At 42.9% G+C, this 16292-nt stretch carries 10 protein-coding genes; 2 read left to right on the forward strand and 8 right to left on the reverse strand.

The window, feature by feature from the left end; translation table 11 throughout:
• Positions 1-7: 7 nt before the first annotated feature.
• The 6 genes from FHW88_RS18085 to FHW88_RS18110 form a co-directional block, all read right to left on the reverse strand.
• Positions 8-934 carry a metallophosphoesterase family protein gene (locus tag FHW88_RS18085; protein WP_176627402.1) on the reverse strand — a complete coding sequence of 309 codons (927 nt, stop codon included), beginning with the start codon at positions 932-934 and terminating at the stop codon, positions 8-10.
• A gap of 4 nt (positions 935-938) precedes the next feature.
• Complete coding sequence (locus FHW88_RS18090) at positions 939-3278, reverse strand: hypothetical protein (RefSeq protein WP_176627403.1); 2340 nt, start codon at positions 3276-3278, stop codon at positions 939-941.
• A gap of 9 nt (positions 3279-3287) precedes the next feature.
• On the reverse strand, positions 3288-5846 hold the full coding sequence (locus tag FHW88_RS18095) for a hypothetical protein (protein ID WP_176627404.1): 2559 nt from the start codon (positions 5844-5846) through the stop codon (positions 3288-3290).
• Positions 5847-6021: 175 nt separating this feature from the next.
• Positions 6022-7866, reverse strand: coding sequence for a RagB/SusD family nutrient uptake outer membrane protein (locus tag FHW88_RS18100; RefSeq protein ID WP_176627405.1), 1845 nt, complete (start codon positions 7864-7866; stop codon positions 6022-6024).
• Between the two features lie 18 nt (positions 7867-7884).
• Positions 7885-11310, reverse strand: a complete 3426-nt coding sequence (locus tag FHW88_RS18105) for a SusC/RagA family TonB-linked outer membrane protein (RefSeq protein WP_176627406.1) — start codon at positions 11308-11310, stop codon at positions 7885-7887.
• Positions 11311-11598: 288 nt separating this feature from the next.
• Positions 11599-12726, reverse strand: a complete 1128-nt coding sequence (locus FHW88_RS18110) for a FecR family protein (RefSeq protein WP_176627407.1) — start codon at positions 12724-12726, stop codon at positions 11599-11601.
• A gap of 630 nt (positions 12727-13356) precedes the next feature.
• On the opposite strand from FHW88_RS18110, the gene FHW88_RS18115 reads away from it, so the two are divergent.
• Together FHW88_RS18115 and rpiA are read left to right on the forward strand one after the other, a co-directional pair.
• A complete protein-coding gene (locus FHW88_RS18115) occupies positions 13357-13926 on the forward strand; it encodes an RNA polymerase sigma-70 factor (RefSeq protein WP_090527209.1) in 570 nt (189 codons plus the stop codon).
• Between the two features lie 257 nt (positions 13927-14183).
• A complete protein-coding gene (gene rpiA, locus FHW88_RS18120; RefSeq protein WP_176627408.1) occupies positions 14184-14873 on the forward strand; it encodes a ribose 5-phosphate isomerase A in 690 nt (229 codons plus the stop codon).
• 3 nt (positions 14874-14876) lie between these two features.
• Here rpiA and FHW88_RS18125 read toward each other — a convergent pair whose 3' ends face one another.
• Together FHW88_RS18125 and FHW88_RS18130 are read right to left on the reverse strand one after the other, a co-directional pair.
• The gene (locus tag FHW88_RS18125) at positions 14877-15473 is read right to left on the reverse strand and encodes a TetR/AcrR family transcriptional regulator (RefSeq protein ID WP_176627409.1); all 597 of its coding nucleotides are present in this window, start codon (positions 15471-15473) and stop codon (positions 14877-14879) included.
• Positions 15474-15476: 3 nt separating this feature from the next.
• Entirely contained in the window at positions 15477-16076 is a 600-nt protein-coding gene (locus FHW88_RS18130; RefSeq protein WP_090527202.1) for a TetR/AcrR family transcriptional regulator, read from the reverse strand.
• Between the last annotated feature and the right edge of the window lie 216 nt (positions 16077-16292).

A 16292-nucleotide genomic window follows, 5' to 3' on the forward strand; every position in this document is an offset into this window, starting at 1 on the left:
TGTTCAGTCAAAACGAATGCGGATAATAGCGGTTACTTACGCTTCCATCTTCAAATAAATCTAATATAGCATAGCCAGGCGGGGTTTCGCGGTAATAACATTTAGCCGCCGAATCACTATCGCCGTCTTCCCACCAAAATCCACTTAAGGCGCCGTTACAATAGTAGCGAACGCCATCATAACCGGCCTCATCAAGTAAATGGATATGGCCGCTTATACAAGTGATTGTTTTGTCGCGATGTTTATTAAATAAGTTGGTAATATATCTTGCATCTGTATGGTTGCCTCCTTCCATTATGGTGCTTACGCCCAAAATCGGGTAATGGCTCATACACAAAACGGGGGTGCCGCGCCGCAGTGACGCCAGGTCGTTCTCCAGCCACTTTCGCTGTTCGGCATCTAATGAACCTGCATTATCATTATTGCTGTCGAGAATGATAAAATGCCATCCATGCTTTTCAAAACTGTAAAAGCGGCCGGGCATTTCAAGCTGAGCGATAACATGCGGTTTGCCATACATGCTGTCGGATTTGTCAGGGCAAGCCCACCACATATCATGATTGCCCAAACAACTGTATACTTCATATCCCTTAAATCTTTCACGGGCGTTTTTCCATATCGCCCACTGTTCGTTGACCCGTTCACGGGTAATGTTATTGTAGTCGGCAGCGAATATGGAATCACCTCCGTTTAGAAAAAAATCGACCTTATGTTTCTTTATTTCTTCAATGCAGCGCCCGAAACGTTCCGGCGCATTGTATTCGGGGCGGATATGTACATCTGTAATATGTGCTATCCTTAATACCCGTTTCTTTTCATGCGGACCGGCCAAAGCATTCGGTTCGCGTTTTACTCCTAATGGCAATGATATGGCGAGCAGCCCTATCCCCTTTACCAGGTCCCGCCTTTTTTTTGAGTCGACAGTGTTTGTCATGTTTTTAGTTAAGTGTTTTAACGGCCAAAATTTTGTTGCCGGCTGTGATTTGCAGCTGTACTTTTTGTCCTGTTTTTACCATCACTTTAGGCCAATGTAAAAACGCTGTATACGGAAGCGGCTTCTGAGCCTGGGCACTGCTTTCTGCAAAAACGGCTACGTTGGCATCATACCCGGTGTTGTTGCTCACCAGCAGTGTGGTCGATTTCCTATCCTTCTTCAAAATAGCGGCAGCCACATGATCAAAAACCAGGAGTTTCCCCTTATCTGTCTGAAGATAAATTCCGGGCAGTTCAATGGCCATTAACATGCCGTTTGTTTCTGTCCACGAATTCCGGGTGTTTATAAAATTGCCAACACTGCCACGGCCTTCGGCATCACTGGGCTGAATCCGTTCCATGCTTGATCCGATAAGGTTGTTGGTAGTATAATGACCTGGCATATTTACTGCTTCGGCGTGCGCATGTTGAATATCCCTTATTAAATCTGCATATAATTTGTTACCCGTTGCACGGTATAATTTGAACAGGTAATCGCCCGAGGCTTCACAAATACCCGGAGCCGAATGTTTATTTTGAATACTGGCCCAAACTGCCCCGGCCATATGGCAGTTCAACTTTGCGATCTGACTGCAGGCTGGAAAAACAGGATCATAGGACAATACCCAGGTTGAACAAAGCGCCGCCTCTACCTCAGCCTTCTGTAACCAGCTTTTATCGCCCGTAACGTTGTATAAGGCCATCAATGATTCTAAAAAACCAAATGCTGATTCTGAATTAGCATCCATACTAATATCCCCGCAGTCGCCGCCAGTGAGGCCCTGTTTTACCACATCGCGCTGGTAATAATAATTTGCAGCCCCCCTGGCTACTACAAGCCACTCCGGATGATTAAAGTAATTTGCCGCAATAGCCAGTCCGCCGGGTGCAATTGCTCCTGCCGTAGAATTGAACACGGCTATCTCGCCAGTTTCGGGCACAATGTACTGCCCAAACTCGCCGTATCTTTTCCAGGTATTAGTAAAAGCTTCGGCCAGTTTCTTAGCGGCCGACTCCCATTCGGGCTTAATTATAACTCCAAAACCCTGCGCTTTCAGCAGCAACAGATGTTTCATCAGCCACAATAAAGCGTCACTGTTTTTGCGTACCATAGCCTGGCCTTCCGCGAAATCGGGGTGCATTTTTTCAAAAAGGAGGCGGCCATTTGCTTCTATTCCGCCGCAAAAAAAGCCGCTTTTCCCCTGAAGTTTATTCACTACGAAATCGATCTCCTCCGCCACACGCTCACGTTCTTTTGCATTATTAAGCGCCAGCATAGGATAGGTATTCATCATACCGCTCACCCAACCTAACTGAAAATCGTCATTATTTTCGGGCTTGTAATAACTGCCTGCAGGAACATGTATAAAATTGCCGCTGCATATTGCCGAACCTACTGCAAGTAACTTACTCATAGGTAATATATTGCGGGGGCTATTTGGCCCGGTTATATCCTTACGTACCTGCATAAACTTCGTAAGCAAATCGGGAATGCTGCGGGCATCAAATACATATAACCTCATCGCAATGGTTATATGGTCGCCGGGTTTCCAGTCGTGTGCTTTATCACCACTTTCATGAAAATCCCCAAACCCGGGCGCCAGTCTGCGCACTGCCGGTGCCGAAATGCTAAAGCTGCAACTATCTTGTTTTGCATTTTCTGCAATGGTAAGGCCACTATTGCCCAACTTAGTTTGCTGTGTGGTTAACAGAATAAAGCCTTTCTTTAGTGACGGTGAATAAAAGCACATTGCCGGCGTTGCTGCGTTGCCGGTTTGTAACTGCACCAGCGATGCTTTATCGGGTTCTGCGGATAACCTGGGGTTATTTGAAATGGTTAGCGGTACTTTGGGGTTATAGTACATATCCCTGGTGTAGGGGGGATTGTACCCGTTGCCAATAGCAGGATACCTGTTCCCGTTATACATACTTGCAGGCACCATAACATAATTCTTCCTGCTCCAGCGGCTGAAGTCAAAAGACACCTCCAGGGCCGTGGCAGTTGCATGGCCTTCTTTTAACATAATATCGGCGGTGATATCCAGTATCCCGGCGCTTGCACCCTGTTTTGCGGTTAAGTTAAGCGACCACTGGGCACTGTCTGTTGTCAGGCTGTTGTTCCCGAACACAAATTTATTTAATGCTTTGGTACCCTCATATTGGATAGCACTTACATGCATACTTCCATGCACAGCTTTTAAAAAATCTGGGGTTATAGGCTTTTTTACTCCCTGCGCATGGGCAATGCCTAATAAACATGTATAAATTACGAATGCGGAAAGGCTGCTTTTTTTATTAAAGTTCATGTTAAATCATCAAAGTTTTATGCCCGGACCTACGGATGAAACCAGCAGTTCCATATTTACTTTTTGATTGCTGTTATGCAACGCGCTAACCTGGATTGACGATGCCCCGTGCGGAAGGCTCAAATTGCCCTGAGCTGGAATTTCAGCGATCTTCTTTCTGTTCTTATCCGCTACATAGCAAGTATTATCCTTCAGGATTATAAATTCGCCATTGGTAATTTTTTTGTCGATTGAAAGTTCTGTACCGTCCTGAAAAGTGATCCTGATGCCATCAGCATACCCATCTTTTTCGGCAGATGAGATCCGTATCGCACAATCCAGCGGCTGCGCATCAAATTCATTATTTAACCGGCAGGTATTTTTTTCGATAGTGTATTGCTGGTCAGGAAAGCGGGTTTCACGTACAGGATATAAAACGAAAGACTTTTCGCCGTTTTGCGCCAGGTGAAATTTATAGTTTAAATCTTTTAAACGCTCTTTTACTGCTTTGGTGAAAATATTCAATGCCCTGGCATTTTCCCAGGCGCGGTATGCTTTGAAAATGTTATTCTTTTCCGGGCAATTTTCAACAGCGTGCTGGCTCAAACCAAGCATGTAGGTTGCGTTCCATCCTATTGATTTGGCTTCCAGGTTTTCAGCATCGTATAAACTCCAATCACTCTGCAAATCAACTATTCCGAATGTTGCAGGTAAATAACTGCTCTCAAAAACATATCGCATATCTTTCCCCTCTATTCCCCATTGGTTCAATACCGGATTAAACATATTATTGCCGCCGCCAACATTGCAAACGCTCATATAATGCCAGTTGCCTTCATAAACCGCGCTGCCCATCACGCGGAGATAATCACCTCCATTTTTTGCGTAGCTATCAAATAATTTCCTGAAAAATTGCTTAAAGGAATATTGCCCCTGTCCCTGGTATATGCAGCTCTCTAAACCATCAAAATCAATATAATCCATTCCCCCTTCTGTAAGCCACTTGCCATAATAATCCGCGTATACTTTTTGCAAATTCATATCGGGAACAAAACCACGATAGCAGTTAGGCTGTAGCTTTACTATTGTAGTACCCTTTCTATAGGAACCTCTTTTGGTTCCATAAAGCCCCCTTTTGATATGTAAAAAGGTGTAAGGCTTGCTCTCGCTAATGCCATTGTATTCTATAAGCTCCTTCCCTATTTTCAGTACATTGGTATGGTTACCTTCCCATCCACCAAACTCGTTGAAATAGGCCCTGTCGGCCACCGTTATAACCGTGTCCTGATCAGTAAGATCTTTGGTTATAATGGTGCGCTGCATAATGGCCAGGCTATCGCTTGGTACCGGGGCCACATCGCTGTTATTATCAGGCTGCAAAAACTCGCACAGGGTATGCAGTCCATACCTGATCCCATTTTTTTTCATCAATGCGCCATAGTCCGGAATGTTCATGGGAGCTGCGTTGTTGAAATTTATTTTTCTGTTGGTCCAGCGATTTTGTGGGTTGGGATAATATTCGCCCCATCCTTCGTCCTGTACGCCTTTGATGGCTAATTGATGAGCATAGGTGATCAGGCTGTCATGAGCGCCATGCCACGCGATGTCAGGGCGGTATGCTTTAGGGTCTTTGATCCATTGACCATCAATTTCGGGATGCGGCAGCCCTTCCTTTAAAACTATTTGTTCGATAGTGCGGAGCCCGACAGAATCGGGGCAGGCCAGCAAAGCAACCGAAGATCCGATAAAATCGGCATTTACCGGCGGCACCAACTGGTACCTGGCCGAATTTACTTTCCCATCCAAATTATCGGGTAACACCGGGAAGCGTATCATTTGTTCCTTTCTGCGGTCTCTTGAGTGCATGCAAACTGTAGAACCAAAAGCGGGTTCAAGTCTTGCTCCGTTTCCGTAATTCATCCGGTAATACTCTTCCGGATGTGAATAAAACGCCACATCATTTATCCCATCTCCGCCGATTGTGAAAGTTTGACCTTCCTTAAGGTTTGGAGGCAAGGGGTATTTCAGCGGATCAGGCGAATGAATAAAATAGTACATGAAAGACATGTCGCCTCCTGTTGGGGGGCCGCTGGTAGTATTGTCATTTAAACCAAGTATGCCAAATGCGAAATCATCATCTCTTACTACGCCCAGGATATCTCCAATTGTTTTAGAGATAGTTAATTTATAAGGGCCCCAAACGATATTATCAACCCCGTTTCGCGGCTTAAGCGATACCAGTTTCAATCGTACATACTCCCCTTTTTCATCAGTTTGTACCGTTGCCACCGAACCATTAGGATAGTGTAGCGTTATGCGCTTATTGAGCGTGTTAAATGCAGCAGATACCGGCAGTATATAGTTTTCGCCTTTGTACAGACTAAGCAATGCAGAAACTTTACCGGCAGGGCAATATTCTTTATGGGATGATTTATCCTTAATACTGGTAATAAACCCACGTTTGTTTATACTAAGCGTAACAAACTTTGTGTTTAAAGTAATGGTTTGTGCATTTGCCTGCGGGTGAATTACCAGCATCATACTGAACGCCAGGAGAACTAAAAAACCTGTGTTCAATTTATTTATCATGTTATAAAAACTCATATATAATCAACTAAAAAAGCATTTCCAATTTCTAAGCACCGCTTTCTGATCAATGATAAAAGAGGGCGCCCTGTACCACCATACAGGGACGCCTCTTCAACTAAACCTCAGGTAGTCTCATTACCGGAAGTACACTTAAAAAATAAAACACATTCGGCACCTATTGTATCACCGGATTAAATGTTCCGCCATCCCATCCTATATTTTGCTGCAGATTTTTGTTTTGTAAAATATACTGCGGATCAATAGGACCGAAATAATAGGCATCGGGTATATTGATTTGACTGGTGGCACCAGGATCTATCGGCTCATACCTGTAATTGGTAATAGCCTTAAGAAAAGCGTTACGATCAAACGATGCCGGTGAATTTACTATCAGGTTAGAAAGCTGTGCCGCAATCCCGCTATTACTTTGCGTAATATCAATACCATATTGAGAGGATGCAGCCGCGCTGTTAAAGTACGGCCCGTAAGCATGCAGCGTACCCATGTTATTCAGTACACTAAACATCCGCCTGCGCCTTAAATCCCAAAATCGCTTTCCTTCAAAAGCAAACTCTATTGCCCGTTCGGTCATAACAGCGTTCAACGTGGCCTGATAATCAGAACCAACCGAGGCAGCCAATCCATAATTTCCTGCTCCTGCTGTTACATGGGCCCTTTGGCGGATTTGAATAATATAAGCCCTCGATTCAGCCGGGTGCTGAACTTCATTAGCAGCCTCGGCAAGGTTAAGTAAAACCTCAGCATACCTGATGATAGGCCAATCAAAAGCCTGGCGGTTCCAAACGCTTGAACCCAATGTGGTATCAATCCCCTTACGGCAATAAAAACCCGTGATATTATAATTGGGTGTAGCTTTGTACGCATCATCGCCGGCTATCGTGTTAAAAATCCATTGCACACGTGGTGTAATATCCGCAAAGTCGTACCTGGCGCCATTATATACAATTGTTTGATAGAAGCGCGGATCCCTGTCCTTCCAAAACTCTGTAGGGTCATATCCCGAAGCCGGGTCGGAAATTGGGAGACCATTTTTCATGGGATAAGCCTGCACCATCTCCCAGGTTGGATCGCAGGAGCCTGCAGCGCCAGAGGTTTCAGTTAAAGGCCTTTGCCCTTGTTGAAAGCCATTTGTTTTTTCGGGATAATGGTAACGTAAGCTCAAAACCATTTCCTTAGCAGCCCCTGCCTTATCATACCACATGTTCTCATTTGGTTTTGCAGTATTATCGGTATATAAGCCATAACCATCAGCATCTAACTCAGTTTTAGCGGCCAGTAAGGCACTATAAGCATCATTCCAATAAGTGGCATTAGGTGTTTTGCAAAACAGAGGACTTGCTTTTAATAACAGGGCTTCGCCTTTTACCGCCATAGCAGCGCCTTTGGTAACCCGGCCAATATCATTTGAACCCCAGGTGGCCGGCAATAAATTAATTGCGCTATCCAACTGTTTGCCAATAAAATCAAAACATTCAAGTGACGAATTTCTTTTTACCAGTAAAGTATTTATATCGGCTGTTGGGTCCTGAACCGCGGTAATGATCGGCACTCCTCCTAATACCTTTACCATCCTGTAGTATAAATATGCGCGGAAGAAGTATGCCTGGCCTTTCAGGCTTTTATAATCAGCATCAGATAGAGCAGATTTACTTTTATCAATATTCGCAAAAAAGTTATTGATAGACCTTACCCTTCCCCAGTCCCAAACCCTGTCGGGATAACCGCTTTGGCTTGTATAGGTGCCTTTAAGAAAAGAGTTAAGCCCATTGCCGCCACTGCCGCCAGAATAAGCCTCGCCGGCCAGTTCTTCGTTCCTGTTCCAGGAAGGTAAAATATTATAGAAGTCGGTTACATATCCTTTTACAAAATCAGGACTGCCCCATTCCTGCTCCGGCGTAATTGGGCCTCCCGGATGATCAACATCAAATACCTTTTTACAGGATATTGTTAAAGCAATCATCCCCAATAAAACGAATAGTATATTGAATTTAAGTTTCATGATCTAATAATTTAATGTTTAAAGTGTTACATTAAGCCCGCAGGTAAACCCTCTTAATACCGGGTACATTCTGAAATCGCCGCCCAGTTCAGGGTCCCAATCGCTTACATGGTTCCATTGATACAGGTTTTCGCCGCTGAAATAAACTTTCACAGCTTTAACTTTTATTTTCGCCAACAAGCTTGCCGGCAAACTGTAGTCAACAATTAAGGACTTTAACCGCAGGAAAGCGCCATTTTTTAACCAGAATGTAGATGACACCTCGCTATTGCTTGTGCCTTGCCAGTCGGTCATAATAGGGCTTGGCATGGTAGCGGTAGAGGCTGTTTGCGGTGTCCATGCATTTTTCCAGATGGTTAAGTTATCATTACCAGGCAAAGGCCGCCTGTAGTAAACATCGGTAGGCATAATATCGTAGCGACCCAAACCGGCAAATACTGCGGTGAGGTTAAGCCCCTTCCAGCCAAATGTGAAGTTGAAGCCATAATTAACACGCGGTATGCCGTTTTTTGAAATGATTTGCTGGTCGTTCCCATCAATTTTCCCATCAGGCGAATCGGTACCCAGCGGGCCCCTGATGTCCTTGTACATCAACATTCCGGGCTGTGGCTTGCTGCCAAATATGGTGAAATTAGGGCCGTTGGCTTTTAAGATATTATCTACATCCTGCTGCGTTCTGATAATTCCGTCGGATACATACCCCCATATAACCCCGTTAATTGGTTGTCCGATCAGGTTCTGGTAACCACGAACCGATGCAGCCTGGTCAACCTTCAGATATTTGTTGGCAGAATATGACCAGTTGCCAGACACACGATAGAAAAAGTCATTGATGTGCCGTTCGTGGCTAAGAGATAGCTCAACACCCCGTGCCGATGCTATTCCATAATTAACTGCAGGCAAGCTTGCTCCAACAGTACTTGGGACCGATGCTACACGTGCGCCGAGAATATCGGTGGTTTTTTTGTACCATAAATCAACAGTTCCGGTAAGGATTCTTTTTGGCATGCCAAAGTCTAACCCCAGGTTATAATTATGATTTTTTTCCCATGTGATGTTGGGGTTGATAGTTGAACCCAACGTTGTTGAAGGCGGAAGCCCGGATCCTATATAAATACCTGAGTTTGCGTTAAAGTTGTAGGTTTGTTGCCACTGCCATGGAGCGGTATTATCTGTACCGGTTATACCGTAAGAAAAACGCAGCTTCAAAACATCAAGGACTTTAGTATAATTTGCAAAGAAGTTTTCATTGGCGATATTCCAGCCTGCTGAAACGGCCGGGAAATATCCCCAACGCTTATTTGACGGAAAAATATAAGAACCGTCGGCCCTCATGGTAAAGCCAAGCAAATATTTTGAGGCGTAATTGTAATCGACCCTGCCAAAATAGGAAGCGAAGCCTGTAGGCTGGTTCTGATCGCCCCTGATGTACCAGTCGGTACTATTGGTTGATCCACCATTAATTTGCTGATAGTTAGGGTTACTATAATTATCGTCCCAAATGGTTGAATAATGGCCCCGGTATGCCGATTGTTCATAGCCGGCAAACGCGCTGATATTATGACGGCCAAAAGATCGGTCATAATTCAACATCAAATCCAGTTGGTAATTAGATGACTGCGAATATGACTCCTGCAATTCTGTAGGTGCACCAATTCCGGAAATCTGGGCTTGGTCTAATATCTGATAGCCTCCTGATCGTGTTAAATCCAATTTATCGGTAACGATGTGGTTATGGTCGCCACCGGTTTGGAAATAATAAATGTAAGGTGCATTACGCCATGCTTTGGTGTAATTATTGGTGGTATTGTAAGCGAAAGTACCCTTTGCTGATAGTCCGGTTATGCCGGGGATCTCATATTTCAGTTGAAAAACCGGGGTGATATTGTTACCCGACGGCTTGGTGTAGCCACCATTTCCCTTTGCCAGGTTGGCGGTATTGGTATTATCAAAGTTGCCAACGGGAAGGCCATTAATAAAAGAGGGCCGGCCGGGATTTACCATTAACAACCTGTTGTACATGTTCGACAAATTGAAATCCCCATAATCATAGGCCCAGAATGGACGGCTGCCGTTATTCCATTCGCTTTGGATATTTAAATTATAGCTCCATCGCTCGGAGATTTGTCCATCTATTTTTGCTGTTAAATTATATTTACGGAAGGAATTTGAGGTTGCCCCTTCCTGTTGGAAATAACCTGCCGAGATGTAGTACCTGGCTGCTTGCGAACCACCGCTTACGGCTAAGTTATGTGAAGTATTCCAGGGATTACGCCAGGTATCTTTTAACCAATCGTATGAATGTGTTTTGAAATAATCCAATTCATCAGGTGTATAATAGCTGGGATCGTTTGCCGGCAAACCTTTTTGGGCAAATGCCTCATTGGCAAAAGTATAAGCGTCAAAAGCGTTCATTCTCCGTGGTGTAATTTCACGGTTATTCATTGTATATGATGCATTGTAGGATATAAAGGTCTTATTAGCTACGCCATGTTTTGTTGTAATCAAAACAACACCGTTACCGCCCCTGATACCATAAATCGCGGTTGACGCGGCATCTTTCAGGATACTGATGTTATCGATATCGGCCGGGTTAATGGTGGCAAATGTTGTTGCATCCCTTACAAAACCGTCTATCACGTATAGCGGGTCTGTTCCACCCTGCCAGGTGGAGGATTCCCTGATTTTAATATTAGCGCTTGCGCCGGGATAACTACCTTGCGTAGTAACGGTAACGCCCGGTGACAGGCCTTGCAACAAATTGGCTGGGGAAGATGTAGGGCGGTTTTCAAGTGCAGATGATTTAATTACGCCTATTGCACCTGTCAGGTTTTCTTTTTTCTGTGTACCATAGGCAACCACAACTATTTCGCTAAGCCCGCTTACATCGGCTTCCATCTTTACCAGCATAGGTGTACCGGGAGTAACCTGCAATTCTTTTTTCACATAGCCAACAAATGAAAAAACAAGTGTTGCGTTCCCATCCGGAACCTCTATGTTGAATTTACCATTGGCGTCGGATATTGTGATGGCTTGACTTCCCTTTACTGAAATAGTCACGCCGGCCAGCGGTATATTTTTGTTATCAAATACCTGCCCGCTTATCTTAACCGGGCTTACATTTAAGCTGGTAACCACATTATCAACAGCCTTTTCAATTTGCTGGAGAACAATGTTGTTATTAACCTTTTTATAAGTTAAGGACTGATTTTTAAGGCATTCCTTTAATGCCTCGTCTATTGAGGCATCTTTCAGATGAATGGTTACACTTTTATTTTGTACATCTTTTGAATCATAAAAAAACACATATCCTGTTTGTTTATTTATCTGGTTAAGTACTTTTTTCAGTGAGGAATTTGTTTCATCCAGGTTAATTTTTTGACTATACACTTTTGCACTACATTCAAGAAGGGCAACTAACATGATCAAGGTAGTCAATTTCATAACTAATAACATTTTGCGCGGCCACGGACAACGCATGGCCATTAAAAAAGCATTTAATTTCATACTTTTGTTGAGTTGGGTTAACAGATAGTTAGAGACACTAAACATATTCCCGTTTTGCGGGGAGGGTTAACTCAATATTTAACCGCATTCCGATTGCCCTCGGGATGCGTTTTTTTTTGAGTTAACCTTATGGGGATGGGCCTAAATTTTTGAAGGCCGGGTGTGTATTTATTTTTCCATATGGTTCCTTTTATTTTGAGGTGAATAATTGGTTAATTACAGGTGTTAATTCATTACAATAATTGTTTTCCCATCTATTTTGTAATGTATTTGCTTAAAGCTCAGAATATCCAGTATTTGTGACAGATTGACGTTCCTGGAAATTTCGCCCGAAAAACGCCGTGAGGGTAATTGTCCTTCATATTTGATCTCCACACCATACCAGCGCGAAAGCTGCCGCATTACTTCCTGAATATTATTGTCTTCAAAAAAGAAAAATCCATTTTTCCAGGCCACCACTTCATCCGCATCTACATTCATAACATCGATCAGGCCGTGGTCAAACCTTGCCTGCTGCCCAGGTTTAATGATATTACTCACTTTCCCGGCTGATACTTTTACACTGCCTTCGAGCAGGGTAGTTTTAACAGCTTGCTCATCATTGTAAGCATTGATGTTGAAATGGGTTCCTAATACTTCTACGGTTTGCCCGTTTGAAATAACTTTGAAGGGCTTTTTGGTATTGTGTGCAACTTCAAAATAGGCCTCGCCGGTAAGTTCTACCCTACGTTCGTTACCATTAAAAACTACCGGGTATTTTATTGATGACGATGCGTTTAACCATACTTTAGTACCATCGGCCAAAATAAATTGATACTGCCCGCCTTGCGGCGTAGCTGCGGTGTTGTATATAATGTTCTTTGACGGATGGAAGTCCACAACAACATCCTTATAACTAATTTGGCCATCGGCGGCTTTTTTTATAACGATGTTACCCTGACGTGCGAGTTTTCCAATCTTTGCACCATTTAATACAATGGTACTCCCATCCCCTAATGTTAATATGGCTTTGTTTCCGCCGGGGGCTACATCCTGTTTCTGAGGCTTAATTGCAGCTATTTGCCGGCGGGAATTATTATTAATGGTAAAAAAGTATCCCCCCACAGCCATAAAAAAAAGTATTGAAGCAGCTATTGCCCAACGCGATAATTGTATCCTTTTTGTTCTTCCCTGTATTTCATTCAGCAGATTATGAAGGCTCTCTTTCTGATCTTCTTCCAATTGCTCCTGCGACAAATAAGGATCGCTGTGCTTGTATTTTAAATACCAGCTTTCAACCAAAGCATTCTCTGCCGGAGTAGTCATGCCGCTGTTATACCGTTCTATTAAATCTTCGATGTCTTGTGGTTGCATAATCGTTAAAGGATATATCATCCTTATTACCCCATATACAACTACAACCGGGGGGAGGGAGTAGATGAAAATAAAAAAATTGAAAATAATTTACCAGATCATAGATTGGGGGAAGGTATCACCTGCTATTATTGTAAGAAAGCTTATTGAACACCTGGCTTATATTCAGCTATTTCAAGTCGCCGGATCAAGATCGTTAATGCTTTCGGATATAAGAATTTATCACAAATAAATTCAACGCAAACGTTTGTTTATCGCAACAAGGCTTATAAATATGTTTTTTGAGTTTTATAAGCGCGAAGTGTTGTTATTGAAAGCCTGCATTAATTACCCCGACGGTAAAATCTTTACCAATCAGTTAAAAATAGCGCTCTTAATCAGCTGATTAAAGCGACATAGCGCTTGCATTGAGGGCAAGAACCTTTTTGTTAAAGCTGATTCGCCCAAATTAACGCAAACGGTTGCGTAGAACTTTAGCGCTTAAAATCACTCCAGTCCTCTTAATTTGTAACAACAATTATACGATTAGATAAACAGGGACCCGGTTTCAGGCGATTCGTTTATCCCGGGCCTTAATGGTCATCAATCAATAAATATCGCTTTGCAAATTTATAATCAATGTAAACTTTAATGGCTTTGTACGGTAAATATAGTGACGACGATTTGATAACGCTGTTAAGGCAAGATGACATATCTGCTTTTACGGCGATTCATTCGCGCTATTACGGAGCGTTATATCAGCATGCGTATAAAAGATTGCCGGACAGGGATACTGTTAAAGATCTTTTACAGGAGCTTTTTATCCATTTATGGGACCAAAGAACATCAATTGATATTAAAGGCAGTTTACAGGCTTATTTATGTACCGCTGTACGGAACAAGGTTTTAAATGTTTTTAAGCACGAGAAAGTAAAAGCCAATTACATTACCTCATTAATTAATTTTGAGGAAACCTGCGAATCTACAACGGATGAAAATTTAAGAAATAAAGAGCTTATAGCCCTGATTAAGGCCGAAGTGAGCTCTTTACCTCCAAAAATGAAACTGATATTTGAATTAAGCAGGGATTCAAACCTGTCGCACAACGAAATTGCCGAAATATTGGAGATAAGCCCCTTAACTGTTAGAAAGCAGGTAAACAATTCTTTAAAAATACTGAGGGCAAAATTAGCGTCACATCTGCTAACGCTGTTTTTATAACCAGGTTTTAACACTTACGTGGTGTATTTTGATATGCGATAATACCATCCTAACCGATTACAAAAAATTTATGCTGTTTTAAAATGTTCCCGGTTTTGATTCGTCTTCATTATTAAAGAAGGTTAAAATCATTAAATAAACAATAACATGAAAAAGCATATCATATCAACAGCACATAGTCAGTTGTGGGAGGGCATAGACGACTAAAAGAGTAAATTAACAAAGGTTATTAGCGGCAGGTGCTGTATCTTAGCGCCATGACGGATTATAAACTGGAAGCAGCTAAAGCCGCTTTAACCTTGATTACCCCCAATCAAATTATTGGTTTGGGAGCCGGGAGCACCATAGCTCATTTGGTTAATATGTTAGCCCAGGATCGTAAGCTTGCGGCTTCCTTAATATTTACCTCATCATCATTCAAAACAACTCAACTGCTAAGCACATACGGTTTGCGCATTCAGTCGCCTGCGTTGCTTAATAAACTCGATATCTATTTTGATGGCTGCGACCAGTTTGACAGCGAGCTAAACGCCCTGAAAAGCGGCGGCGGCATCCATACTACCGAAAAGATCCTTGCCTCAATGGCGCAGGAATTTATTTTGCTGGGCGATGAGGGAAAATTCTCTGCCCAACTTAACGCTACATATCCCCTGGTTATAGAGATATTACCCCAGGCTTTACAAATTGTACTGGCAAAACTGGCAACCCTATTTCCCCAGGCTACACTTACCCAGCGTATGAGCACACAAAAAGATGGTGCGTTGATATCTGATAATGGCAATATGCTGATCGATGTACAATTTACTGAACTGCCCGAACCGGTTAAATTAAATACCCTGGTTAAAATGATACCAGGTGTTGTTGAACACTCTTTATTTTACCAAATGGCCGGCAGGGCAATTGTTGCTGGCGAAAATGGTATCCGGACTATAAGGCCTCAACGCTAACCCTCAGTTGGGATTATTTAAAACGGCGATACCCTTGAGCGTACACACGCCATAGTTAAAATGGTTTAAAAGCTGCAGCTGAACATCCCATAAATTAAATTCGGCATGCGGGTATATGGAGGCGTTAAAACCAAGTTCAATCTGGTTAACCCGCATAATGGCAATTATTCTGGTATCAATTTCGGGACGGACATACCCTTGATCGATGCCCTTTTTTAAAAGCTTCCCGATAATATTTACCATGAAGCCTGTTTTAAATTTCAGGTATAACATCCAGCCTTCATGATGGTACTTTTGCAGATCGAACAAGACAGCAGGGTTTACCCTCGAAAAGATCTCCCCTGTACATTTGGTGAGCTCAACCATCTCATCCATCATATTACCCGCGTCACTAATAATTGAGCAAAGCATTGCCTCATCATCGGCCAGCCGCTTTTTTACAAGGGCGGTAACAAGCTCGTTTTTGTCCCTGAAATGCTGGTAAATTGTTTTTTTGGAGATCCCCAAATGCCGGGCAATATCATCCATAGTAACGCTTTTTATTCCCGCTTCAAGAAAAAGCGCTTCGCTCCCGTTTAAAACCCGCTCCTTATCAATCATAGCTTAGGTAGTTATCAACGCGGTGATCCCTCTTATAGCGCCGATCAGGATCTCCTGGTTCATTTTTTCATCCCGTGTGAGCTGGATCATGTTAATGGCTATCAACCCGTGAATTACGGCCCAGTAGGTGTAATATCTTTTTTGAACCTCTTCGTCACTTACTTCGCGGGGCGCGTATAGCGTACGGATCACTTCAGAAACCATCTCCGGAAAAACCAATGCTTCCGCTATCCGGTTTTCTACCGGGCTGCAACCTGTACCAACGGCAAACATCAACTGGTAAAGCTCCTTATAGGCAATCGCAAAGTTCCAGTAAGCCAACCACATAGCCTCCATCTGTTCAATGGCGTCTGTATGTGCCTCTTTTGCCAACTTCACCATAGCTGCCAGTTTCAGGTGTCCCTTGCGGGCAAGCTCGGTGTACAAAGCTTCCTTGCTTTCAAAATATTCGTAAATAGCGGGAGCCGTGTACTCGATATGCTCAGCAAGTTTCCGCATACTTAACGCATCACATCCCTCACACTTGATCATATCCAACGCAGCGTCCAGTATTTTTCGGCGGGTATCATCCTTTTGCCGCAATATCCGTTCTTTACTTCCCATGTTTTAACCTCTCAATCACAAGCAAAATTTACTTTAATTTATTCATTAATAAATAATTAACCATAATTAAATTATCAATTTGGTTTAGATGATTGTATGATAACAGGTTTTACAAAAATCAATTAGTTGGCATAGATAATAAATGTTTAAACAACTTCAAAATATGTCAAAATCACCACTGGCTATAAAAAAGCCCGGCAGCTCAATTGCAAACCG

It is taken from the genome of Mucilaginibacter sp. SG538B, from assembly GCF_013376065.1.
Classification (GTDB): domain Bacteria; phylum Bacteroidota; class Bacteroidia; order Sphingobacteriales; family Sphingobacteriaceae; genus Mucilaginibacter; species Mucilaginibacter rubeus.

Coding starts and splice junctions, on each gene's coding strand:
- FHW88_RS18085 (WP_176627402.1), bottom strand. CDS start 934: ATGACAAACACTGTCGACTCAAAAAAAAGGCGGGACCTGGTAAAGGGG.
- FHW88_RS18090 (WP_176627403.1), bottom strand. CDS start 3,278: ATGAACTTTAATAAAAAAAGCAGCCTTTCCGCATTCGTAATTTATACA.
- FHW88_RS18095 (WP_176627404.1), bottom strand. CDS start 5,846: ATGATAAATAAATTGAACACAGGTTTTTTAGTTCTCCTGGCGTTCAGT.
- FHW88_RS18100 (WP_176627405.1), bottom strand. CDS start 7,866: ATGAAACTTAAATTCAATATACTATTCGTTTTATTGGGGATGATTGCT.
- FHW88_RS18105 (WP_176627406.1), bottom strand. CDS start 11,310: ATGAAATTGACTACCTTGATCATGTTAGTTGCCCTTCTTGAATGTAGT.
- FHW88_RS18110 (WP_176627407.1), bottom strand. CDS start 12,726: ATGCAACCACAAGACATCGAAGATTTAATAGAACGGTATAACAGCGGC.
- FHW88_RS18115 (WP_090527209.1), top strand. CDS start 13,357: ATGGCTTTGTACGGTAAATATAGTGACGACGATTTGATAACGCTGTTA.
- rpiA (WP_176627408.1), top strand. CDS start 14,184: ATGACGGATTATAAACTGGAAGCAGCTAAAGCCGCTTTAACCTTGATT.
- FHW88_RS18125 (WP_176627409.1), bottom strand. CDS start 15,473: ATGATTGATAAGGAGCGGGTTTTAAACGGGAGCGAAGCGCTTTTTCTT.
- FHW88_RS18130 (WP_090527202.1), bottom strand. CDS start 16,076: ATGGGAAGTAAAGAACGGATATTGCGGCAAAAGGATGATACCCGCCGA.